Origin of the sequence: Pseudomonas sp. R1-18, from assembly GCF_051132095.1 — a bacterium.
Lineage (GTDB): Bacteria > Pseudomonadota > Gammaproteobacteria > Pseudomonadales > Pseudomonadaceae > Aquipseudomonas.
Genome location: NZ_CP071658.1, coordinates 3,174,356 through 3,195,653, shown reverse-complemented (window position 1 = coordinate 3,195,653; position 21,298 = coordinate 3,174,356). Strand labels below are relative to the sequence as shown.

Here is a 21,298-nt window from a genome sequence, read left to right as displayed (position 1 = left end):
GGGTGGAGCCGGGCAGCTAGCGCCCGGGCATCACGCCGCCCATGCGCTCGGTGATTGCCGACGCGGTCGCGTGCAAACGCTTTGCCGCGTGCGCCTGAGCCTGATCGGTCAGCACCGCGCCCGAGCCGACCACGGTTATAACTCCCACCAACTGGCTGCCCATCGCAAACAACGGCGCCGAGGCGGCATTGATGCCGGGCATCAGCAATCCCTGGATCTGGTGCACGCCTTCGTCGCGGATCTGCCGGACATGCTGCGCGACGTTATCGCGCTGCGCATCGTCGAAGCGAGCGGCTTCTTCGGCGCGCAACGTCGACGTTTGCGCAGCACCCAAAAAACTCTCGAAAACAAGACCGGTAGAAGAGCCAAGCAGCGGCAGAACCGAGCCGATCTGGGTCACCAGCGTCACTGCTCCCAGTGAAGGCTCGACGTACACCACGGTGGGACCTTTGTTGCCCCAGACCGCCAGAAAGCACGTCTGGTTGAGCTCGTCGCGCAGTTCTGCGAGGTGTGGCGCCGCCACCTTGAGCACGTCCAGCTTGCCGAGTGCGGCAAGGCCGACCTGCAGGGCTTCACGTCCCAGCCCGTAATGATTGGTCACCGTGTCTTGCTCGGCGAATCCACTGGCGATCAGCGCCTGCAGATAGCGGTGGGCTTTGCTGGCAGGCATGCCCAGATGCTCGGCCAGCCTCGACAACGACGTCGAGGGCGCAAGTTCGGCGAGAGCCTTGAGGACGCCCAGGCCTACTTCGGCGGCCTGGACCTTCTGCTGGCGGGCACCGGCAGGGCTGTGGATTTCGTCGGTCATGGCAGATTGCGCGTGTCAGGAAAGGCGAGCTTTATAGCTTGACCGGGTTCCAAACTCAAATTACGTTATCCGTAATTTGTTTACGAATATTGTCGGTATGCCCCTCAAACGACAACAAGAGGTCGAGATGCCCAGCCAGTCAATCCACGAGCCCTTGGCCTATCAGTCCGGGTTCGGCAACCAGTTCAGCAGTGAAGCCTTGCCCGATGCGCTGCCACAGGGCCGCAACTCTCCCCAGAATCACCCGTTGGGTCTGTATGCCGAACAGTTGTCCGGCACCGCCTTCACCGTGGCACGCCACGAAGCGCGGCGCAGCTGGCTCTACCGGATTCAACCGTCGGCGGCGCATCCTCGCTATCAGCGCATGAGCCGACAGATTGTCGGCATGGAGCAGGGGCCGGTCACACCCAACCGCCTGCGCTGGAATGCCTTCAGCGTTCCTGCCGAGCCCGCCGATCTGCTCGATGGTCTGGTGGCGCTCGCCGCGACCTCCGCGGCGGAGCAGGTGGATGGAGTCAGCGTTTATGTCTATGCCGCCAACACGTCCATGCGGCGGGCATTTTTCAATGCGGACGGCGAATGGCTGATCGTGCCGCAGCAAGGCCGCCTGCGCATCGTTACCGAGCTGGGTCGGCTGGATGTGGCCCCGCAGGAGATCGCGGTGTTGCCGCGTGGCATGAAATGCCGCATTGAGCTGCTCGACGCCACGGCCCGTGGCTACATCTGCGAAAACCATGGTTGTGCGTTGCGCTTGCCTGATCTGGGACCGATCGGCAGCAACGGATTGGCCAACCCACGGGATTTTCTGGCTCCGGTGGCCTGGTACGAGGACAGCACCGAGCCGGTTGAACTGGTCCAAAAATTCCTGGGTGAGCTGTGGGCGACGCAACTGCCTCATTCGCCGTTCGATGTGGTCGCCTGGCACGGCAACAACGTGCCGTACAAATATGATCTGCGACGTTTCAACACCCTGGGCACGGTCAGTTACGACCACCCGGACCCATCGATCTTCACCGTGCTCACTTCGCCTGGTGTAGTGCACGGCCAGGCCAACGTCGACTTCGTGATCTTCCCGCCGCGCTGGATGGTGGCGGAAAACACCTTTCGACCGCCGTGGTTCCACCGCAACCTGATGAACGAGTTCATGGGCCTGATCGAGGGCGAATACGACGCCAAGGCCGAGGGATTCATACCAGGCGGCGTTTCGTTGCACAACTGCATGAGCGCTCACGGGCCGGATAACGCTACGGCGGTCAAGGCGATGGCTGCCGACCTCAAACCACACAAGATCGAAAACACCATGGCATTCATGTTCGAGACCGGCAAAGTGCTGCGTGCCAGCCGTCATGCCCTTGAGTGCCCCGAGCTGCAAGCCGACTACGACGGCTGCTGGAACGGCATGGCCCGAACGTTCAACAAGGAAGCGCAACAATGAAGCCGATTCATCAACGCCGCAGTTGGGTGGCGTCTGCCAATGGCCACCCGGACTTTCCGTTGCAGAACCTGCCGCTGGGCGTGTTCAGTCACGGCGATTCGACTCCGCGTGGCGGGGTGGCTATCGGCGACATGATTCTCGACCTGCAAGCGGTGATCGAAGCGGATCTGCTGAATGGGAATGCCCGGGATATCGCCTCGGTTGCCGCCCGCGAGCAGCTCAATGACTTCTTCGCTCTCGGCGCAGGCGCACGTCAGACGTTGCGCGATGCGCTGCTGCAATTGCTCGATGAGGACAGCCCGCACGCCGGGCGCGTGCAGGCAGGGTTGCTGCACCCGATGAGTGAGTGCCGCATGCACCTCCCGGCAAGGGTCGGGGATTACACCGACTTCTATGTAGGCATTCACCACGCGATGAACGTCGGCAAACTGTTTCGTCCGGACAACCCGCTACTGCCCAATTACAAATATGTGCCGATCGGCTACCACGGCCGGGCTTCGACGCTTTGCGTATCGGGCTCGGCCGTCACGCGGCCCAATGGCCAGACGTTGCCGGCTGGCGAGCAGGAGCCAGTGTTCGGTCCGTGCAAGCGGCTGGATTATGAACTGGAGCTTGGCGTCTGGATCGGACCGGGCAACGCCCGCGGCGAAGCCATTGCCATCGGGCAGGCGCAGCAGCACGTTGCAGGTTTCTGCCTGCTCAACGACTGGTCCGCGCGCGACATCCAGGCCTGGGAATATCAACCGCTGGGGCCATTTCTGTCCAAGAGCTTCGCCACCACCCTTTCACCCTGGGTGATAACCGCCGAAGCCTTGCAACCGTTTCGCAGCGCTCAACCCGGGCGTCCCGAAGGCGATCCGCAGCCGTTGGCGTATTTGCTCGATGACGCCGATCAGCGTATCGGCGCGCTGGATATCGAGCTTGAAGTGCTGCTCCTGACCGAACAGATGCGCAGCGCGAACATGGCGCCGCACCGGCTGGCGCTGAGCAACAGCCTGCACATGTACTGGACCGTGGCGCAGATGGTGGCGCACCACAGCGTCAACGGTTGCGCACTGCAACCCGGCGATCTGTTCGGCACCGGCACACTGTCGGGGCCACAGGCCGGTCAGCTGGGCAGCCTGCTGGAAATGACCGAGGGTGGCAAACAGACGGTAGCGCTGCCCAGTGGCGAACAACGCCGTTTTCTCGAAGACGGTGATGAAGTGATCCTGCGTGCGCGCTGCCACAGGGAAGGGCAGGTGTCCATCGGCTTTGGCGAGTGCCGTGGCCGGGTCAGCGCGGCACCGCCTTCGGCTTAGGACGCCACCGGGATTTCGTACCAGCCAAGGAACATGTCGAGTGTCGATTCCACCACTTTTTCCTGTTCCTCGGCGCTCAGCAGCTCGGCGTTGAACGTCACCTGCGGCCAGAAGGCGAACGCCTTGAGCAAAGCGTGCATCTGGGTGGCCGCAAAGCCGGGGTCGATGGGCTTCAGGCGCTGGTCTTTCTGTGCAGCGCGGATCCATACCGTGAATGTCTCTTCGCGCTCATTGATGCGCGCCATCCACGCCTGCGCGCGCTCCGGGGAGTGCACGGTCGCGCCCACGACCACGCGAGCCAGGTCCAGAAAACTGCTGTCGTTAAGCGTGCGCATCTTCTGCCACAGCAATTCGCGCAGTTGTTCGCGCAGCGTACAGTCGGGGCGATAAGGCGCGTCTGCCGATGGCGGCGCGCAGCTCCAAAGCCGCTGCAGGATCTCCGCGAACAGCTCTTCCTTGCTGGGGAAATGGTTATAGACCGTACGTTTGGAGACCTCGGCCCGCGCCGCAATGCGATCCATGCTGGTGATCTCGAAACCCCGGTCGCGAAACTCGGCGATGGCCGCCATCACGATGGCTTCGCGTTTCTGATCGGTAAGGCGCATGGCTGTGGTCATTGGACTCGCTTCAAACGTGCGTTTAGAGAAAATTACACTCGGTAGTTTACTTGTCGGCGCTGATGATGCAAGCTTAAAACTACACCGTGTAGTGTAAGTAACTTCTACCTGATCTCAGGAGGCAGCATCTCATGGCCACGACTCAAACCCGAACGGACGTATCTTCCTTGCCCACCTTGTCTCGTCACGAGGGCCGCTACCGTAACCGTGCGCCGATGAAGCCGCTGAGCCTGATGCGCACCCTCGGCGTGTTCTGGGACCAGATGTTCAACAAGCCCAGCCACACACGCCCGGCCGGTGAGATTCCGGTGCAGCCGCTGTCGCGTCAGCAATTGCTCGCGGCACCGAACAATACTGTGTACCGCCTGGGTCATTCGACCGTGCTGCTCAAATTGCGCAACCGCTTCTGGATCACTGATCCGGTTTTCGCCGAGCGTGCCTCGCCGGTACAGTGGGCCGGCCCACAACGCTTTCACCAGCCGCCGATCAGCCTCGACCAGCTGCCGCCGATCACCGCGGTGATCCTGTCCCACAACCATTACGACCATCTTGATCGAACGGCCATCGCCGCGCTGGTCGACAAGACCGAACACTTCCTCGCGCCGCTGGGCGTCGGCGATACGCTGATCGGCTGGGGCGTGCCCGCTGAAAAAGTACAGCAGCTGGACTGGTGGCAATCCACCGAAGTGGCGGGCGTACGGTTTGTCGCCACGCCGTCGCAGCATTTTTCCGGTCGCTCATTGCGTGACAGTAACCAGACGCTCTGGGCGTCGTGGGTGATTCTTGACGACGAACAGCGGATTTTCTTCAGTGGCGACAGCGGCTATTTCGACGGCTTCAAGCTCATCGGCGAGCAGTACGGGCCGTTCGATCTGACACTGATGGAAACCGGAGCCTATAACGTCGAATGGCCGCACGTGCACATGCAGCCCGAGGAAACCCTGCAGGCCCACATTGACTTGCGTGGCCGCTGGTTGCTGCCGATCCACAACGGCACGTTCGATCTGGCGATGCATGCCTGGCATGAACCGTTCGACCGTATCGTGGCGCTGGCGTGGGAACGTAACGTGTCGATCACTACGCCTCTGATGGGCCAGCCGTTCTATCTGCAATATCCCAGTCGCGGGCACGCCTGGTGGCTGGAAGTAGACGCAGTGTCGGAGCCCGTCGAGCAGCGGCACAAGCAACCCGTGCGTTGCACGCGCAGCCAGCAGAACGCCTGACAACTCATGAGTGTCAGGCGCACGGGTTACTCAGGCTGCTTGGGGTCGGGCGAGGTGCGCGGACGCGGCTGTTCGCCCTTCTCGTTGAGTTTCTTCTGCTCCTCGCCCACCTTGCCAGCATTTTCCGGCTTGTGATCAAGGTCCTCGCGTTTGGATTCTTGGGCCATTACCAGTCTCCAGGTTCGTCAGGCTCTCTTGGTATTGGTCAACGCAGCGCGCGCAAGATTCGATCGTATTTTGCCCGCGAGGAATTTCAAGGCTCCTTGGTCAGATCGACCAGTGGCTGCTCACGGACCTCAGTGGGGCGGCCAGCCTGAATGTCCCTGATCTGGCCCAGCGCCTGATCCACCGCGGGCTTGTCGGCCAACAGGCTGTAGCTGATCTGGAACTGACGCTGCTCCTTGGGCGCGATGGTCGGCACCAGGTTCAGCGGCCGCTGGAAGCGACGGTTATACGAGAAGCTGGTGCCCGGTTCCAGCCCGGTCACGTAACCCTGGCCCTTGGTATCGGTGTTCTTCCATAACGAAAATACCGGCAGTTGCCGGGTATCGAAGCCGACCGCCACGCCGAGGCTGCCTGCCTTGTTGTGCAGCACCGTGACCGTCTTGCCCTGAGCGTCGGCGTAGGGCACGACGTTATAGACGGTTTCGTCGTAATCGGCAGTCGGCGCGCGGTACGTCTGCCAGTCGCTCAGGTCGCCTCGGGCTTTCTCGTTGAACGGCGATACTTGCTTGACCGGCGCTTCGAACCGCGCGCCTTGCTCCAGAAACGGTGTGCTGAAGTTACTGTGGTACAGCGCCTGATATTCCTTGGGGTAATCCCCGTTATTGGTCAGCGTGTCGTTAAGCACAAAGCTTGCGCTGCCAGGCTCGGTGACCAACTCGGTCTGCACCGAAAAATCGACCTTCTTGAACGCCTGCTCCTTCAGTTCGCCCTTGAGCCGGATCGCGTACGGCGGCTGCTCGTCGATCTGCAGGACCACCTTGCTGGCCGGAATGTTGGCCGCGCGACCGTGCAAGGTCAGCAGCTCGCCGTTATCGACGCCGGGATGGCCGACCCACTCATAGCCGCAACGGGTCACCAGCTCATTGAAACCTTCCAGCCAGCCGAGCCCGCCGCGACCGTTCAGCTCGATGAACGCCGGGTTGACCAGTTCCTTGACCGGAGAGTCCCAGCCCATGCGCACGTCGCCGACGGAAGCTTGCAGCACGTTCATACCGCGGGTAGCCACCACCGAAAGTTTCATCGTGCCGTTGTCGATCTCGATGACACTGACGCCTTCCTGTCGACCGCCGTGCAAAGTGCGAACGGTCACCGAGAAGGGCTTGCCGGTCTTGACGCCAAGCTGCTGGCTGGTGATCTGCTGATTCTGCGCGGCCTTGTCGACGTCGAGCAGTACGTAGTCCCAGGCCAGGGCGTGGGTGGAAGCGGCCAATGCACTGAGGCCGAAAAACAGAGGCAGGGTTTTCATGAGCAGGGCTGTCCTTGTGGAGTCTTCTTGGAATTGTGGGCAAGCTTGATCGGGTTAATCGATTCAGCTTGCCAGAAGTCTAGCCACGATCCGCAAAGCCAGTCACCTGAAATCTGCCATGCAGTCAGGCAAATTTTCGCGCGCCAGCGACGCAAAGGATGACACCGGCCGTCACGCCGAGCATGCCGAGGCTGACTGGCTCGTGCAGCACGGCCGCCGCCAGCGCCAGGCCAAAGAATGGTTGCAGCAATTGCAGTTGGCCGACCGCCGCGATGCCGCCTTGGGCAAGGCCGCGATACCAGAAGACGAAACCGATCAGCATGCTGAACAGCGACACGTAGCCAAGGCTGACCCAGGCCGGCGTGCTGATGCCCGACAGCGAAGGCGGGGCAACGATCCAGGCGAGGGTGATCATCACTGGCAACGAAAGCACAAGCGCCCAACAGATCACCTGCCAGCCGCCGAGGGTTCGCGACAGTCGGGCGCCTTCCGCGTAGCCCAGTCCACAGGCGACTATCGCCAAGAGCATCAGGCTGTCTCCGATGACGGAAGCGGTCAGACCGCGAGACGCCGCGAAACCAACCACCAGCAGGCTGCCCAGCCCCGAAAACAGCCAGAAGACCGGCCGCGGACGTTCCGCGCCGCGCAGTACCCCGAATGCGGCTGTCGCCAGTGGCAACAGGCCGACAAACACGATCGAATGCGCGGCGGTGACATGTTGCAACGCCAGTGCCGTAAGCAGCGGAAAACCCAGCACCACGCCCGCCGCGACAATCACTAGCGACAGCAGGTGCTGCCGGGCAGGGCGTTTCTGCTCAAGCAGCACCAAGGCAAGCAGAGCGACGAATCCCGCTATGGCGGCGCGGGCGAAGGTCAGAAACAGCGGGTCGAATTCCATCACCGCTACGCGCGTTGCCGGCAACGAGGCGCTGAAAATCACCACGCCGATCAGTCCGTTGAGCCAACCGGTGGCGGCGCGTTGTTGCAGGTGAGCCGTTCGTTCCATGTGCATCACTCGTCAAAGGGAGCCGGCTGGCTTGCCAGTGCGCCCGCGTAGAGCGCATCGTATGGCGGCTGCCCAATACAATCAAAAAATCGTCATGGATACGGTGTTTATGCCTCGTGCTCGCTACAAATTGCTGGTCGACTCCCTGGCCGCGGATATTCGTGCCGGGCGGTTGAGCCCTGGCACTCGTTTGCCGCCGCATCGCCAGCTTGCTGCCACCCACGGCTTCGCACTGGTCACGGCAACCCGCGTTTATGCCGAGCTTGAAGCCATGGGGCTGGTGAGCGGCGAAGCCGGGCGGGGCACCTTTGTTCGCGAAAGATCTTTGCCGCCGGGGCACGGGGTCGATCAGATCGCGCCCGCCGCCGACATGATCGACCTCAACTTCAACTATCCCGCGTTGCCCGGTCAGGCAGAACTGCTGCGCGGCGCGCTGCGCCAGTTGGCGGCGTCGGGCGACATTGAAGCCTTGCTGCGCTATCAGCCGCATCCCGGGCGCTTGCACGAGCGGGCCAGTGTCGCGCGGCATCTGTTGGCGCGCGGCCTGCGAGTCGACGCCGAGCAGGTGGCGATCGTCAGCGGTGCCCAGCACGGACTGGCTGTCACCTTGATGGCGCTGTTGCAACCGGGTGACGTGGTGGCGGTCGACGCCTTGACCTATTCGGGCTTCAAGGTACTGGCCGAGTCGCTGCACCTTGAGCTGTTGCCTGTTCCCGTAACTCCTGAAGGGCCGAACCTGGACGCACTTGAACAGCTTTGTCGGCAGCGCCGGGTGCGGGCGGTCTACAGCATGCCGACGCTGCATAATCCGCTGGGCTGGGTGTTGGACATGGCGCAGCGCGAGGCGACGGTCGCGATAGCCCGGAAACACGACCTGCTGATCATCGAAGACGCGGCCTACGCATTCCTCGCCGACGCGCCAGCGGCGCCGTTGGCGGTGCTGGCGCCGGAGCGCACGGTCTACGTGTCCGGGCTGTCCAAGAGCGTCGCCACGGGACTTCGGGTCGGCTTCATCGCCGCGCCTGTCGCTTTCATGGCCGCATTGCAGCGTGCGATCCGCGCCACTACCTGGAATGCGCCGGGTGTGCTCACCGCCATCGCCACCGCCTGGCTCGACGATGGCACGGTCACCCGCCTGGAAGCCGAAAAGCGCGTGGATGCGCAGCTGCGCCAACGCATCGCCAGTGAGGCGCTGACGGGCTTGCCGCTGGTTCGTCACCCGTCGTCCTATTTCCTCTGGCTGCCGCTGGCCGAAGATGCCCGGGCCGACCGCATTGCCGCGCAGCTTGCAGACGACCGGGTGTCGGTTTCCACAGCCGAGCCGTTCGCGGTTTCGCCGCACATTCCCCATGCGCTGAGGCTTGCGCTGGGCTCGCCGGAACCGGACGCGCTTCGCCGGGCGCTGGACAAAGTGAAGCGCTGTGTGAGCGCCTGGTGACTGACCGCCCGGTCGATTCTTCTGAACCCATTGCTTGAGTCGATAGTCACCATCAAGGAATGCAAGTTCTGTTTTCCTCGGGAAAGAGGAGGATAGCCACATTGCCCGATGCTGCTGAAGGAAGACCTGTGATGAAAATCTCTAATCTGTTGGCTCTGGTCGCCGTGTTGATCGGCGGCATCGCTATCGCCGCGCCCGGCTATGCCGCGCAGTCACAGGATTGCCACCTCAAGCCGGTAGCCGACAGCACGACGGCCCTTCGATCTTCGCAGTCGGTGGCCGTGCTTTACAGCGAAAACACTGTCAGCAACCTGCAGTATCTGCAGCAGTACCACGCGGTTGCATCGCGGGACGCGCGGGACAGTCAGCTCGATGACCGTATTCGCCAGGCGTTCATCGACAGCTCGGACCCCAGGCTGGCCATCAACCGCCTGGAAGGTGCGTTGCACCAGCGTTTCGCCAAGGTGACCGTTTATGAAAACCTCGACGCCGCGCTGCAAGCCAGGCCGGACGTGGTGGTAATGCTCGACACCTACAACCGGCTGCTGACACAACGTAACTCGCAGGTTGAAGCGCGCTTCTCGGCGACGTTCTATGATGCGGACCTGCAGTTCATCGGCAAGGCCGAAGGTTACGGCAACGAAGACCTGACCGCTGCCTGGATGCAGGGCAAATCCGCCGAGCAGATCGCCGCCCGGATCGACTACCAGCGAGCGCTGCAACTCGATGCCTTGAAACAGTTTGATCGCTCACTCGAAGCGCTTAGCAACGGCCAGTCCGGGCGTATTGCAGCAAACTGATTCGCAGCAGGCGAGTCGCGATATCATTCTGCGCTTCGAATACAGGGCGTGGTTGAACACGTAATCGCATGCAACTTCCCGATCTGAATCTCCTGATTGCACTGGACGCGCTGCTCGACGAAGGCAGCGTGGTGGGCGCTGCGCGACGCCTGCACCTGAGCCCGGCCGCCATGAGCCGCACCTTGACAAGAATCCGCGAAGCGATGGACGACCCGGTGCTGGTACGCGCCGGGCGTGGGCTGGTGCCGACGCCGCGCGCTCTTGCCATGCAGGCACAGGTTCGCGAGCTCGTCGAACAGGCCGCGCAGGTGTTTCAGGCCCGTGACGAGGTGGACATGGGCACACTGGAGCGCTGTTTCAATGTGCGTTCCAATGACGTTTTTTTCGGTTCGTTCGGTGCGCGGGTGCTGGAGGCCATTCGCGTCGAGGCGCCAGGCTGCACGCTGCGGTTCGTACCTGAAGGCCCCGGCGACGACGATGCGCTGCGGGACGGCCAGATCGACTTGTATGTCGCGTCGCGGCGCAACTTCGGGCCGGAGATCAAGTTGCAGAACCTGTTCACCACGCGTTTCTGCGGACTTGCCCGGGAAGGGCATCCGATCTTCGATGCACCGATTACGCCGGAGCGTTTTGCGGCCTACGATCAGGTCAGCGTTTCGCGTCGTGGCCGAGCGCGCGGGCCCATCGACCCAGCACTGGCCGAGTTGGGGCTGGAACGACGCATTGCACTCATCACGCCGAACTTCCATTCGGCCATCTTCAGCGTTGCAGGTTCCGACCTGTTGCTGCCGTTGCCGGAACCCGTGCTCTGGGGCGTCGCCAGCCTCGGCCTGCGCATGCGCGCGTTCGAGATTCCACTCACGCTGGAGGAGGTGGTGGTAAGCCAGGCCTGGCACCCTCGATTCGACAAGGACCCGGCGCATCGCTGGCTGCGCCAGACGCTCAAGCGAATCTGCTCGCAACGCCAGAAACTGGTGCTGTAGGCATCGAGTCATCACCCGCACCGTACCCGGTACCGATACCGCGCTTAATACCACCCCAATTATCGGCATGCGGCAGGCTTACCACCCAACCACCGCGTTTCAAGCCGGCAGAGCGCCGTTGACAGAGCGGCAGGGCGAGCAGATCCGGCACGAACCCGACCCACTCGATTCGCGGGTTCGTCCAGCGCTCGCGCCACGCCCAGCTCAGCTCAGCTCTTAACAGCCTCTACGGGGACTCTTCCGTAGATGTCAGTGAAGCGCACGATGTCGTCTTCGCCCAGGTACTCGCCGCTCTGCACCTCTATCATCACCAGGTCAATCACCCCCGGATTGACCAGGCGGTGGGTGTAGCCAGGTTTGATAAAGGTCGATTCATTGGTGTCGAGCGTGAATTCGCTATCGCCATTGGTGACTTGCGCCATGCCGCTTACGACGATCCAGTGTTCGCTGCGATGGTGGTGCATCTGCAGGGACAGCGACGCTTTGGGACGGACCACGATGCGCTTGATCTTGAAGCGCTTGCCTTCCTCCAGCACGGTGTAGGTGCCCCAGGGACGGGTCACGGTGCGGTGCAGCCGATAGGCATCGTGGTCCTGACGTTTGAGTTCCTGGGCAATGAGCTTCACGTCCTGGCTCCGGCTGCCATTGGCGATCAGCAGAGCGTCGGGCGTATCGATGATGATCAGGTTGTCGAGGCCGACACCGCCGACCAGGCGCTTGGGTGAATCGATGTAGCAGTTGGTGACGTCATGCAGCACGGTCTGGCCGTTGCACTGATTGCCCTGGCCGTCGGCGCCGGACAGCTCGCGCACCGCCTGCCATGAACCAATGTCGCTCCAGCCCAATTCGCAGGGCACAACGGCAACCTTGTCGGAGCGCTCCATCAGCGCGTAGTCGATGGATATATCCGGTACGGCTTCGAACGCTTCGCTGTCGAGCTCGATCTGCAACTCGTGATTGCCTTCCTTGCTCTGGCTCTGTTGCAGGCAGGTGCGAACGGCAATCAGCACCTCCGGTGCCCAGAGCTCGAACTCGCGCAGCACGGCATCGGCGCGCATGCAAAACATGCCGGCGTTCCACAGGTGCAGGCCGCCGTCCACGTAAGCCTGGGCGCTGGCAAGGTCCGGCTTCTCGACGAAACGGGCGACCTGATAGGTCTGGCCGTTGAGGGCCTGGCCTTTTTCGATGTAGCCAAAGCCGGTTTCCGGCTTGTTCGGCACGATGCCGAACGTGACCAGCCAGCCTTGAGCCGCCAGCTCCCGCGCTTCTGCAACGGCGCGGGAAAAAGCCTGTACGTTTTCGATCAGGTGATCGGCTGGCAGGATCAGCAACTGGGTGTCTTCCCCGTACAGCCGGACGACATGCAGCGCGGCAGCCGCCACGGCGGCGGCGGTATTGCGGCCGAAGGGCTCAAGCAGGAAGTCGAGCTTGACCCGTCCTTTGTTCAACTGCCGGTAATCGTCCACGGTCCGGAAGTACACCTCCCGGTTGGTGACAGTCAGCAGACGCTCCACGGCAGGCAGGCCGGCCGCGCGCTTGAAGGTTTTCTGCAGCAGGCTTTCGCCATCGGGAAGGCGCATGAAAGGCTTGGGCATGGCTTCACGAGAGACCGGCCAGAGCCGGGTGCCGGAACCGCCGGCGATGATGCAGGGGATGAGATTGCTCATCAGTAAGCCTCGCGAGTTAAGAGCACTGCCGCAACAGTGCGCAGAAGGATGTAGAGGTCAAACCAGACGGACCGGTTTTCCATGTACACAAGATCGAAATCGACGCGCTTTTCGATTTTTTGCACGGTGTCTGTTTCACCACGAAAGCCATGGATCCGCGCCAGCCCGTAATGCCCGGTTTGACGCGATGCCTTGACGTGTACTCCTTCACCGCATGCTCGAAGAGAATGCCGGCCGCTTTGGTTGCCGTCGCGTGAGGACGCAGGCCCACCATCATCGACTTATGACTCATTCGTTAAAAATGCAAAGTTGTCAAAAAAACAGCTTTTTTCATTTCTGGGCCAAGCGTAGTCAGCAATTTGTCACTTTGAAGTTTTTTTGTGCGGTATTTTTGCTTCGCGCTCGCTAGTATTAGCTAACAAGCGCCGCTACTTAATGAATATATTTCATCGGTTTACGCGTAAGTGCCCTCAAACGAGGGTGCTGACACCAGTAAGGCTCATGAAACGAATCAAGCAGAGCCAGGATCGTATTAGTCTGGACTTACAGGACGGCGTCTGATCGGAAAGCTGGCCTTTGGCCCGTTCTACGGGGCCTGTACCGATCGCCTTGTCGAAAAAAATTCTCGCCGGGCCCAACGCCTTTTTCGTTTGCCGGGGGTCAGATTCAAGCGCTGTACGGAAAGTCTGTTGCGTCACGACAGGATCGTCGGTCAACGCAAAGGTATACGAGCGCTGCTCATCCGGCTTTTCATACGGGTCCACTTCTGGAGGGGTCATGACACAACGCAGGGCAATTTTGATTCTGCACGGCAAGCAGTCGCTCAATGAGGACGTCAGGGCGGCCGTGGCCGAAAAGCGCGAACAGGGCTGGGAGCTTGATGTGCGGCTCACCTGGGAAGGCGGCGACGCGCAACGCCTGGTCACTGAGGCATTGGCCGCCGGGCACCGGAAGATCATCGCAGGCGGCGGCGACGGAACATTGCGCGATATCGCCGAAGCGGTGGCGCGGGGAGATCAATCGGCCAGCCTGACTATCCTGCCGCTGGGCACCGCCAATGACTTCGCCCGCGCGGCCGGGGTGCCGCTGGATGTGGCGCAGGCCCTGGATCTGCTGGATCTGGAGCCCACCGCCGTCGACCTTGGCGAGGTTGGCGGCAAGCTGTTTCTGAACATGGCGACCGGCGGATTCGGCAGTCAGGTCACGGCCAACACTTCCGAGGACCTGAAAAAAGTGCTGGGCGGCGCGGCGTATCTGTTTACCGGCTTGACACGGTTCAGCGAGCTGCATTCCGCGCATGGTGAACTGCACGGCCCGGACTTCCACTGGCGCGGGGATCTGCTGGCATTGGGTATCGGTAACGGACGTCAGGCGGGCGGCGGTCATGTGCTTTGTCCTACCGCCGTGGCGGACGACGGCCTGCTGGACGTCAGTATTCTGCCGGCACCTCAGGAAGTGGTCGGCACGCTCAAGAGCCTGCTCGAAGGCGGGCTCGGCATCGACAACATGTTCGTTCGCGCGCGGTTGCCGTGGGTCGAGCTCAAGTCCGCGCAAGGGCTGGACATCAACCTGGATGGCGAACCGCTCACTGGCGAAGACCTGCGTTTTACCGCGCGACCGGCCGCACTCCTGCTGCATCTGCCAACGGATTCACCGGTGCTGGGGAGCGCCCGCCAGCTCAGTCATCCAGACTGATGATGCGTTCGCGAACGCAGAAAAGCACAAGTCCCGCGACGTCGAAAATCTGCAGGCGCTTCATGATCTGCGCGCGATGCGTCTCGACAGTCTTGATGCTCAGGTTCAGGCCGCTGGCGATTTCCCGGGTCGACTTGCCCCGGACAATAAGCCGCAGGATTTCCAGCTGTCGGGCGGTCAGGTTATAACGCTCGACCGACACTGGCCGGGTTGGCTGGTTGCCGCGTAATGCCCGGCTGATCACGGTATGCGCGATGGCCGGGCTCAGATAACGCTCATCGTTTCGCAGGGCGTTGAGCGCCTGTTCCAGCTCCGTCGAGGTAGCGTCCTTGAGCAGGTAACCATGCGCGCCCATTTCCAGGGCACGCATGATGATGTCCGGATCGGTGTGCATGGACAGGATCAGAACCTTGCTCAGGGGAAAGACCTTGAGCAGGCTTTCCATGGCGTCCAGGCCGTTGGTCTCCTTCATGCTGATGTCCAGCAGAATGATATCCGGGCTCAGTTGCGCGACCAGGCTCGGCAGGTCGGTGGCATCGGCCGCTTCCCCTACGACGGCGTAGCCCGGGATGTCCGAAACCATGGCGCGCACACCGGCCCTGATCAGCGAGTGGTCATCGATCAGCAACAGATTGCAGGTCATTGGAACTTCTTAATGGCGGTGGCGCGCTCGTGCTCGCGAGCGGGCCAGGGAAGCGTGACGTCAATGCGGGTGCCGTTGCCAGGGCTGCTGTGCAAAGTCCAGGAACCGCCCAGCAAGGCAACGCGCTCGGTCATGCCGGCGATTCCGCGGTGGCCTTCCTTGCCCGGATCGCTGGCCGGCTCGAAGCCGACTCCGTCATCGCTGATGAACAAGGTCAGGCCGGACGGAAGGCGCTGCAGGCGGACCAGCAGGTTGCGAGCGTGGGCATGACGCAACATGTTGGTCACGGCTTCCTGAGTGATACGAAAGGCCGCAATGGCCATCTCATCGGGGATGCCCGTCAACCGTTGTTGGCATTCAAGGCTCCAGCGAATTTCGCTGTCGGCCAGCGTGGTCAGCAGATGCGCCCGCAGGCTGGCTTCCAGGCCCAGGCTGGACAACTGGCGCGGGTTGAGGATGGCCGACAGGTCGCGGACCTTGTTCAGGGTTTCTTCAAGAGTGCTGCCCAGTTGTTCGCCCTGGGAATGCAGTTCGACCGGCAGCCGGCGCTGTAACCAGTCGTTCTGCATTCTGGCGGCGGTCAGCATCTGGCCGATGTCATCGTGCAGCTCGCGGCTCAGCCGATGGCGCTCGGTCTCCTGAACCTCAAGCATCCGCTCGGCCAGCTCCCGCGGTTCGAGTTCGATCAGGCGCCGTGCCCGCCATTGTCCGAGCCAGATGCTCGCGCAGGTGATCAGATTGAGCGCCAGCAGCGGCATCGACATGGGCGCGGCGGTCAGAAACAGCGAGACGTTGCCCAGACACGTCGCAATGCATAGCGCAGCGGTGAGCCATTGGGCGCACCGGCTGTTGAATGGCCTGGGCCTTGGAGACGATGTACTGGCGTGCATAAATGGATGAAGCCACCGAAAGTCTTGTCAACGACCAGACGATATTCACGTCGGTCCTGTAGCAGATATCGACTTAGATGCCTGCGTCGTTGAGTGAAAACAGCCAGACAATTAAGGACTGCATGTAAGGAAGTCAAGAAAAACCGGGGCTCTACAGCCCGGCCCGTAATCTTACCTTAATGTTGAGGTCAGTCCGCGGCTAACTTTCGATGTAATAACTTGCTGTTTGAGTTGAAAAGATTTTTGGAACTGCGCTTTTGAGGGAATTGCCCATCACGGTTCCCCGGGTAGACGCCTCGCCATCCTGGATGTCGTTTAGCCATGCGACAAAAAAGCGCACGGGTTTATTTGAGGGCGCAATCCGGAGAAGCGTCGTTCAGCTCCGAAATGGCGGCCAGCCTTTCCAGCAGTTCCTGCTGCTCTTCACTGTCCATGGACAGCTCGCCGGTATTGGGATCGATAAACTCCAGCTGCCACGACACCAGCGTCAGGCAGCTGCGCAGCGTCTGCAGTGAGTCCTGACACAGGCTGCCCGCTGAAGCGCTGGCGTCCAGCACCCGGACCAGCTTGCGGCAGAAATCGGCGATGCACTCGATGGAGGCCCGGTCCGCCTCGCTGGCAAGTCGGTCAAGGGTGGCGAGCAGGCAGCGGACGGCGTCTTCGTCGTCGCCGATCAGTTCCAGGTGCGAGAGGCATTCTTCGGATTTGTGCAGCAACGCCTGGGATTCGATCAAGAACTGGCCGTATGTCTTCTGCCAATCGTTACTGTTCAACATCCTTTCTCTCCACGCATCGAGGGCAGCGAGTTAGTTTCGTTAGCGGTGAACGGCTGACAGTTAACGTTGATTTGAAACGATTGTCTGTAGGTTGTTTCTGAATTTACAAATCTGATGGCACACTGATATTGCGCAGTGCGGACAACCGATTCTTGGTCAGGTCCGCAACACTCTGCCACGCACTTTCGCCGGGCAATATCCGGCCCTCCGCGGAAAGCGGGGCGTGCTGAAAGGCAGGTCGATGGCGGATTCTGTAAAGCGGACAAAAGCCTGACTCCATTCATGCAAATGAGAATGGCGTCACAATAGTGGCAAATACTTGGGGAGAATATCAGGACTGCCCTGATGGGCGCTCAGGGTTGCCCTTAGAGGCATAACGCTTTGCCGGCGCAGAAGAGCGACTGCCGGCGCTGGTGAAACGCCGATGAGATGCGACAGCAGTAGATCATGATGTTAATGTGATATCAATGACCGCCGGCGGCATTTTCGTCATTAAGGTCCGGCCTGTTTCAGCCGATACAGGAAAGGCTGACTCACCGATCAAACGCTTCTGGAGCTAAAATGGCTGGCATTCTCGACACAGTAGACCAACGCACACAGCTGGTGGGCGAGAATCGCCTGGAAATCCTCATGTTTCGCCTTGCGGGTCGGCAGCTTTTTGCGATCAACGTGTTCAAGGTACAGGAAGTGCTGCAGCTGCCCAAGCTGACCCTGATGCCTCAGCGACATTCCTTCGTTTGCGGCGTGGTCAATCTGCGCGGCCAGACACTGCCGGTAATCGATCTTTCCCAGGCCATTGGCATGCGACCATTGGTGCCCGGCCCTGGCAGCACCATCATCGTCACCGAATACAACCGGTCGGTGCAGGCATTTCTGGTAGGCGGCGTCGATCGCATCGTCAACATGAACTGGGACGCCATCATGCCACCGCCGGCAAGCGCCGGTCGTCAGCATTATCTGACTGCCATCAGTAAGGTCGATGACCAGTTGGTGGAAATCATCGACGTTGAAAAGGTACTTGCGGAAATCGTGCCTTACAACGCCAAGGTTTCCCGCGAAAAACTCGAAGACCCGGTGCTGGAGCGTGCACGCGGGCGCGAAGTGTTGCTGGTCGATGATTCCAAGGTCGCGCTGGCTCAATTGCGCGATACCCTGTCCCAGCTGGGTCTCAAGCTGCATGTCGCCAGCGACGGCCTCAAAGCGCTGAATCTGCTCAAGTCGTGGGCAGACGCTGGCGAAGACGTGCATCAGAAACTGCTGATGGTCTTTACCGACGCCGAAATGCCCGAGATGGATGGCTACCGTCTGACCACCGAGATCCGTAACGATCCTCGGTTGCGTGCGCTGTACATCGTGCTGCATACGTCGCTGTCCGGCAGCTTCAACGAATCGATGGTCAAGAAGGTTGGCTGCGACAATTTCCTTTCCAAGTTCCAGCCGGACAAACTGGTCGAAGTGGTGCGTGAGCGTCTGTTGATGGTCACAAGCTGACGAAAGCTGGCGTCTGCCGGACTCTCTCCCGGAACAAGGGTGCCGACCGACGGCGGCTCGTATAAGCTCTGGCACTCATGCCACGTTTGTCCGCGTCGCCAAGGAACCGGTCATGCTACGTCTCAGCGCCCTCTATCGCTTTCCCCTCAAATCCTGCAAACCCGAAGTACTTCAGCGCGCGACGTTCGACGAACTGGGGCTGGCGGGTGATCGCCGCTGGATGCTGGTCGATGCCAGCAACGGTCGATTCCTCACCCAGCGCGTCCTGCCGCAGATGTCCCGGTTATCCGTGCTGTGGAACACCGCGGGCGGCGTGACATTTTCCGCGCCCGGCATGCAGCCGCTGGATGTCGCGGTGCCGGCCAACGAAGAATCCACTTTGCGTGGCGTGACGTTGTGGCGCGACACCTGGCAAGTGCCGGATGCAGGTGAAGAGGCGGCGCAGTGGGCCACTGACTTCATCGGCAAGCCTGTCCGCGTCGTACATGCGCCCTTGCCACGTGCCCGCCCGCTGGCTGATCAATACGGAACGGTGCATGACAAAGTCGCGTTCGCCGACGGGTTTCCCTTGCTGTTGATCGGTCAGGGCTCGCTCGACGACCTGTCGGCACGAATCGGACGACCAGTGGAGATGCTGCGCTTCAGGCCCAACCTGGTGGTGGAAGGCGCTGGCGCCTTCGCCGAGGATGGCTGGAAGCGTATCCGCATCGGTGCAATCGAATTCCGTCTGGTCAAGCCGTGCGCCCGTTGCATCCTCACTACCATCGATCCCGCTACCGGCGAGCGCAGCGAAGACCGCGAACCTTTCGCCACCCTCAGGACTTATCGCGAAGCCGAAGGCGGCGTGATGTTCGGGCAGAACGTGGTGAGCAACGGGACAGGGGAGCTGGAAGTGGGTATGCCGGTGGAGGTTCTGGAGTAGATGTCAGCGCGGCGCATAACCGTGGGAGGGAGCTTGCTCGCGACGGCGGCACCGCAGCCAGCTAATCCTGGGTGGATGTACCTGCCTCATCGCCAGCAAGCTGCCTCCCACAAGTTCGCGCCGCATTGCCGTCTCGCGCGCAGCTTGGTTTGTGTGGGAGCCAGCTTGCTGGCGATGAGGCCGGCTCGTCAAAGATCGTCGAAGAAGCGCTCGTGCCAGTCCACCAGCGGCTGCGGCGAGTTGAGCTTCTGGCCGTAGATGACTGAATACGACAGGACGTTCTGCACGTACTGGCGCGTCTCATCGAACGGAATGCTTTCCACCCATACATCGAAGGCCAGGTGATTGGCGCCCTTGAGCCACTGGCGAACCCGGCCGGGCCCGGCGTTATATGCCGCCGAAGCGAGCACCCGGTTGCCGTTGAACTGACCGTGAACCGTGCTCAGGTACGCGGCACCCAGCTGGATATTGGTGTCCGGGTCCAGTACTTGCTGCGGGGAGGCCAGCGGAATGCTGAACTTGCGCGCGGTTTCCTTGGCGGTGGCCGGCATTAGTTGCATCAGACCGCTGGCGCCCACGCCCGAACGAGCATCGTCCATGAATGCGCTTTCCTGGCGGGTGATGGCAAACACCCAGCTCGAATGCAGACCGCGCACCTTGGCCTCGCGTACCAGAGTGTCGCGGTGGGCCATCGGGAAGCGGATATCCAGGTCGTCCCAGTACTGCGCCTGGCTGATGGTGCGGATCGCCGGGAAGTACCACTTCAGGTCATAGGCGATCTTGGCCTGGGCGACCATCTCATCGCGGTTGAACTGGCGGCTGACGTAATACCATTCGCGACGACCGTCGACGATTTCGCCCCGATTGTGAAATTCCAGCGCCCGGCGCACGCCAGGCGTATTGCGCACCTTATTGATCAGCGCAGGACTGAGCGCCAGCGGCTTGTTGTTGAGCGAATAGGAGGTCTTGGTTCGATCCGCCGCCAGAAATCCGTAGAAGTCGCGCTCTTTGGCGACGTCCTTGTACAGTGCCGGAATCAGCGGATTGCCCGGCTGCGCCAGCTCCAGCGCACGCGCTTCCCAGTACTTCCAGCGATTGGTGCCGGCCAGATCGGTCGGCAGGCGGCGGGCAAGTTCATAGGCGTCCTGCCAGCGACCCAGGCGCAACAGCAGACGCAGGCGCCATTCGGTCACCGTGTTGTCACGCAGATCCGGGTCGTACCGGGTCATGACTTCCAGCGCACGGCCGTCATAACGGCGCGCCAGTGTCAGGCCGATCTCACGGGCAATTTCCACTTGCTCTTCGCGGGAGAAGTGCATGGTCGCGGCATAACTGTCGAGCATCGACAGGGCTTTTTGCGGATCCTGTCGGGCCAGTCGGCGCAGGCCGAGGCCGACAACGTCGGACATCGCTTCGTCCACCGGCGTGAATTGCCCCGGGTTTTCGACCATTTCGGGCTTTTGCGCGACGGCCAGCAGCAGTTTGCCTTGCGGCGCAAGGGAATTGAGGCTGTTGACCAGCGTGTTGGCCAGGCCGAAGTTGCGCGTCTGGGCCGCCAGCTTGGCGCGCTGCCAGCGTTTTTCTTCGGTCAACTGGCCGGCCGCTGCCCACTGCGCGAAGAAGCCGTCGCACGCGGCAGGCAGCGTCTTGCCTGTCATCCAGAGTTTTTCGGCGCTGGCATAGCCTTCGGCGCGCTTGTTGTTGCTGAGCAGGTACTGACCGTGCAGGCAATCGAGCTCGAGGAAATTCATCTTCGGATCGTAATAACGATTGAAGGTCTGCCAGTCGCCGCGTTCCGCCAGCCAGCGCAGCCAGCGCAATTTCATCCAGTTGGCCTGTGGCAGGTCGCCGTGTGCGGCGAGAAAGCGCTCGATCTCCGCATTGCTGGCAGTTTTCAGACGCGCGGTCAGTTCGTCGTATTTGAGATAGGGCTCCAGCGGGTAATCGGCAAGCGCCGCGCTGTACATCCGGTAGGGCCCCGAATCGCCTTTGGCCAAAGCGCGTTTGGCTTCGTCGTAATATCTGCGCTGTTGGGTGATGTCGACCGCGTGAGCGTACTGGACGGCGGAAGCAGAGAGGAGCAGGCACGAGATGAAGCTGAACAAACGACTGCGCATGAGACTTCCGGGCAG

General features: G+C 61.4%; 19 protein-coding genes and 1 pseudogene. 9 read left to right on the top strand and 11 right to left on the bottom strand.

Annotated elements, in window-relative coordinates; all coding sequences use genetic code 11:
* Positions 1 to 16 precede the first annotated feature (16 nt).
* Positions 17 to 808: an IclR family transcriptional regulator gene (locus tag J3P77_RS14690; protein ID WP_434677335.1), complete on the bottom strand. Its 792-nt coding sequence runs from the start codon at positions 806 to 808 to the stop codon at positions 17 to 19.
* A gap of 127 nt (positions 809 to 935) precedes the next feature.
* Here J3P77_RS14690 and hmgA point away from each other — a divergent pair, with 127 nt between their 5' ends.
* The gene (gene hmgA / locus J3P77_RS14685) at positions 936 to 2,243 is read left to right on the top strand and encodes a homogentisate 1,2-dioxygenase (protein WP_434677334.1); all 1,308 of its coding nucleotides are present in this window, start codon (positions 936 to 938) and stop codon (positions 2,241 to 2,243) included.
* Positions 2,240 to 3,544 carry a fumarylacetoacetase gene (gene fahA / locus J3P77_RS14680; RefSeq protein ID WP_434677333.1) on the top strand — a complete coding sequence of 435 codons (1,305 nt, stop codon included), beginning with the start codon at positions 2,240 to 2,242 and terminating at the stop codon, positions 3,542 to 3,544. The genes hmgA and fahA overlap by 4 nt, the downstream gene beginning before the upstream one ends.
* Here the strand turns inward: fahA and J3P77_RS14675 are convergent.
* Positions 3,541 to 4,161 carry a TetR/AcrR family transcriptional regulator gene (locus J3P77_RS14675; RefSeq protein WP_434677332.1) on the bottom strand — a complete coding sequence of 207 codons (621 nt, stop codon included), beginning with the start codon at positions 4,159 to 4,161 and terminating at the stop codon, positions 3,541 to 3,543. The genes fahA and J3P77_RS14675 overlap by 4 nt on opposite strands.
* A 131-nt stretch (positions 4,162 to 4,292) precedes the next feature.
* On the opposite strand from J3P77_RS14675, the gene J3P77_RS14670 reads away from it, so the two are divergent.
* Entirely contained in the window at positions 4,293 to 5,384 is a 1,092-nt protein-coding gene (locus J3P77_RS14670) for an MBL fold metallo-hydrolase (protein ID WP_434677331.1), read from the top strand.
* A gap of 26 nt (positions 5,385 to 5,410) precedes the next feature.
* On the opposite strand, the gene J3P77_RS14665 is transcribed toward J3P77_RS14670, so the two are convergent.
* The 3 genes from J3P77_RS14665 to J3P77_RS14655 form a co-directional block, all read right to left on the bottom strand.
* Positions 5,411 to 5,551: a hypothetical protein gene (locus J3P77_RS14665; protein WP_434677330.1), complete on the bottom strand. Its 141-nt coding sequence runs from the start codon at positions 5,549 to 5,551 to the stop codon at positions 5,411 to 5,413.
* An 86-nt stretch (positions 5,552 to 5,637) separates the two neighbouring features.
* Entirely contained in the window at positions 5,638 to 6,855 is a 1,218-nt protein-coding gene (locus J3P77_RS14660; protein WP_434677329.1) for an aldose 1-epimerase family protein, read from the bottom strand.
* 124 nt (positions 6,856 to 6,979) lie between these two features.
* Positions 6,980 to 7,861 carry a DMT family transporter gene (locus J3P77_RS14655; RefSeq protein WP_434677328.1) on the bottom strand — a complete coding sequence of 294 codons (882 nt, stop codon included), beginning with the start codon at positions 7,859 to 7,861 and terminating at the stop codon, positions 6,980 to 6,982.
* Positions 7,862 to 7,970: 109 nt separating this feature from the next.
* On the opposite strand from J3P77_RS14655, the gene J3P77_RS14650 reads away from it, so the two are divergent.
* From J3P77_RS14650 to J3P77_RS14640, 3 genes are all read left to right on the top strand, one after another.
* A complete protein-coding gene (locus J3P77_RS14650; protein ID WP_434677327.1) occupies positions 7,971 to 9,299 on the top strand; it encodes a PLP-dependent aminotransferase family protein in 1,329 nt (442 codons plus the stop codon).
* A gap of 131 nt (positions 9,300 to 9,430) precedes the next feature.
* Positions 9,431 to 10,099 (top strand): ATPase, encoded by a 669-nt coding sequence (locus J3P77_RS14645; RefSeq protein ID WP_434677326.1) that lies wholly within the window; start codon positions 9,431 to 9,433, stop codon positions 10,097 to 10,099.
* A gap of 68 nt (positions 10,100 to 10,167) precedes the next feature.
* Positions 10,168 to 11,082 carry a LysR family transcriptional regulator gene (locus tag J3P77_RS14640; RefSeq protein WP_434677325.1) on the top strand — a complete coding sequence of 305 codons (915 nt, stop codon included), beginning with the start codon at positions 10,168 to 10,170 and terminating at the stop codon, positions 11,080 to 11,082.
* Positions 11,083 to 11,291: 209 nt separating this feature from the next.
* Here J3P77_RS14640 and J3P77_RS14635 read toward each other — a convergent pair whose 3' ends face one another.
* Both J3P77_RS14635 and J3P77_RS14630 read right to left on the bottom strand, forming a co-directional pair.
* The gene (locus J3P77_RS14635) at positions 11,292 to 12,749 is read right to left on the bottom strand and encodes a mannose-1-phosphate guanylyltransferase/mannose-6-phosphate isomerase (RefSeq protein ID WP_434677324.1); all 1,458 of its coding nucleotides are present in this window, start codon (positions 12,747 to 12,749) and stop codon (positions 11,292 to 11,294) included.
* A pseudogene (locus tag J3P77_RS14630) lies at positions 12,749 to 13,023 on the bottom strand (sugar transferase); the annotation flags it as partial. The pseudogene J3P77_RS14630 and the gene J3P77_RS14635, both read right to left, overlap by 1 nt.
* A gap of 503 nt (positions 13,024 to 13,526) precedes the next feature.
* On the opposite strand from J3P77_RS14630, the gene yegS reads away from it, so the two are divergent.
* Positions 13,527 to 14,444 (top strand): lipid kinase YegS, encoded by a 918-nt coding sequence (yegS, locus tag J3P77_RS14625; protein ID WP_434677323.1) that lies wholly within the window; start codon positions 13,527 to 13,529, stop codon positions 14,442 to 14,444.
* Here the strand turns inward: yegS and J3P77_RS14620 are convergent.
* The 3 genes from J3P77_RS14620 to J3P77_RS14610 all read right to left on the bottom strand — a co-directional run bounded on the left by J3P77_RS14620 (position 14,428) and on the right by J3P77_RS14610 (position 16,753).
* A complete protein-coding gene (locus J3P77_RS14620; protein WP_434677322.1) occupies positions 14,428 to 15,087 on the bottom strand; it encodes a response regulator in 660 nt (219 codons plus the stop codon). The genes yegS and J3P77_RS14620 overlap by 17 nt on opposite strands.
* Positions 15,084 to 15,977 (bottom strand): sensor histidine kinase, encoded by an 894-nt coding sequence (locus J3P77_RS14615; RefSeq protein WP_434677321.1) that lies wholly within the window; start codon positions 15,975 to 15,977, stop codon positions 15,084 to 15,086. Before J3P77_RS14615 ends, J3P77_RS14620 begins: the two co-directional genes overlap by 4 nt.
* A gap of 344 nt (positions 15,978 to 16,321) precedes the next feature.
* The gene (locus J3P77_RS14610) at positions 16,322 to 16,753 is read right to left on the bottom strand and encodes a hypothetical protein (protein WP_434677320.1); all 432 of its coding nucleotides are present in this window, start codon (positions 16,751 to 16,753) and stop codon (positions 16,322 to 16,324) included.
* 561 nt (positions 16,754 to 17,314) lie between these two features.
* Between J3P77_RS14610 and J3P77_RS14605 the strand changes: the two genes are divergently transcribed.
* Together J3P77_RS14605 and J3P77_RS14600 are read left to right on the top strand one after the other, a co-directional pair.
* Entirely contained in the window at positions 17,315 to 18,244 is a 930-nt protein-coding gene (locus J3P77_RS14605; RefSeq protein WP_434677319.1) for a chemotaxis protein CheV, read from the top strand.
* A 112-nt stretch (positions 18,245 to 18,356) separates the two neighbouring features.
* Positions 18,357 to 19,166 (top strand): MOSC domain-containing protein, encoded by an 810-nt coding sequence (locus J3P77_RS14600; protein ID WP_434677318.1) that lies wholly within the window; start codon positions 18,357 to 18,359, stop codon positions 19,164 to 19,166.
* Between the two features lie 188 nt (positions 19,167 to 19,354).
* On the opposite strand, the gene J3P77_RS14595 is transcribed toward J3P77_RS14600, so the two are convergent.
* Positions 19,355 to 21,283 (bottom strand): transglycosylase SLT domain-containing protein, encoded by a 1,929-nt coding sequence (locus J3P77_RS14595; RefSeq protein ID WP_434677317.1) that lies wholly within the window; start codon positions 21,281 to 21,283, stop codon positions 19,355 to 19,357.
* Positions 21,284 to 21,298: the final 15 nt, after the last annotated feature.

Coding starts and splice junctions, on each gene's coding strand:
- J3P77_RS14690 (WP_434677335.1), bottom strand. CDS start 808: ATGACCGACGAAATCCACAGCCCTGCCGGTGCCCGCCAGCAGAAGGTC.
- hmgA (WP_434677334.1), top strand. CDS start 936: ATGCCCAGCCAGTCAATCCACGAGCCCTTGGCCTATCAGTCCGGGTTC.
- fahA (WP_434677333.1), top strand. CDS start 2,240: ATGAAGCCGATTCATCAACGCCGCAGTTGGGTGGCGTCTGCCAATGGC.
- J3P77_RS14675 (WP_434677332.1), bottom strand. CDS start 4,161: ATGACCACAGCCATGCGCCTTACCGATCAGAAACGCGAAGCCATCGTG.
- J3P77_RS14670 (WP_434677331.1), top strand. CDS start 4,293: ATGGCCACGACTCAAACCCGAACGGACGTATCTTCCTTGCCCACCTTG.
- J3P77_RS14665 (WP_434677330.1), bottom strand. CDS start 5,551: ATGGCCCAAGAATCCAAACGCGAGGACCTTGATCACAAGCCGGAAAAT.
- J3P77_RS14660 (WP_434677329.1), bottom strand. CDS start 6,855: ATGAAAACCCTGCCTCTGTTTTTCGGCCTCAGTGCATTGGCCGCTTCC.
- J3P77_RS14655 (WP_434677328.1), bottom strand. CDS start 7,861: ATGGAACGAACGGCTCACCTGCAACAACGCGCCGCCACCGGTTGGCTC.
- J3P77_RS14650 (WP_434677327.1), top strand. CDS start 7,971: ATGCCTCGTGCTCGCTACAAATTGCTGGTCGACTCCCTGGCCGCGGAT.
- J3P77_RS14645 (WP_434677326.1), top strand. CDS start 9,431: ATGAAAATCTCTAATCTGTTGGCTCTGGTCGCCGTGTTGATCGGCGGC.
- J3P77_RS14640 (WP_434677325.1), top strand. CDS start 10,168: ATGCAACTTCCCGATCTGAATCTCCTGATTGCACTGGACGCGCTGCTC.
- J3P77_RS14635 (WP_434677324.1), bottom strand. CDS start 12,749: ATGAGCAATCTCATCCCCTGCATCATCGCCGGCGGTTCCGGCACCCGG.
- yegS (WP_434677323.1), top strand. CDS start 13,527: ATGACACAACGCAGGGCAATTTTGATTCTGCACGGCAAGCAGTCGCTC.
- J3P77_RS14620 (WP_434677322.1), bottom strand. CDS start 15,087: ATGACCTGCAATCTGTTGCTGATCGATGACCACTCGCTGATCAGGGCC.
- J3P77_RS14615 (WP_434677321.1), bottom strand. CDS start 15,977: ATGCACGCCAGTACATCGTCTCCAAGGCCCAGGCCATTCAACAGCCGG.
- J3P77_RS14610 (WP_434677320.1), bottom strand. CDS start 16,753: ATGTTGAACAGTAACGATTGGCAGAAGACATACGGCCAGTTCTTGATC.
- J3P77_RS14605 (WP_434677319.1), top strand. CDS start 17,315: ATGGCTGGCATTCTCGACACAGTAGACCAACGCACACAGCTGGTGGGC.
- J3P77_RS14600 (WP_434677318.1), top strand. CDS start 18,357: ATGCTACGTCTCAGCGCCCTCTATCGCTTTCCCCTCAAATCCTGCAAA.
- J3P77_RS14595 (WP_434677317.1), bottom strand. CDS start 21,283: ATGCGCAGTCGTTTGTTCAGCTTCATCTCGTGCCTGCTCCTCTCTGCT.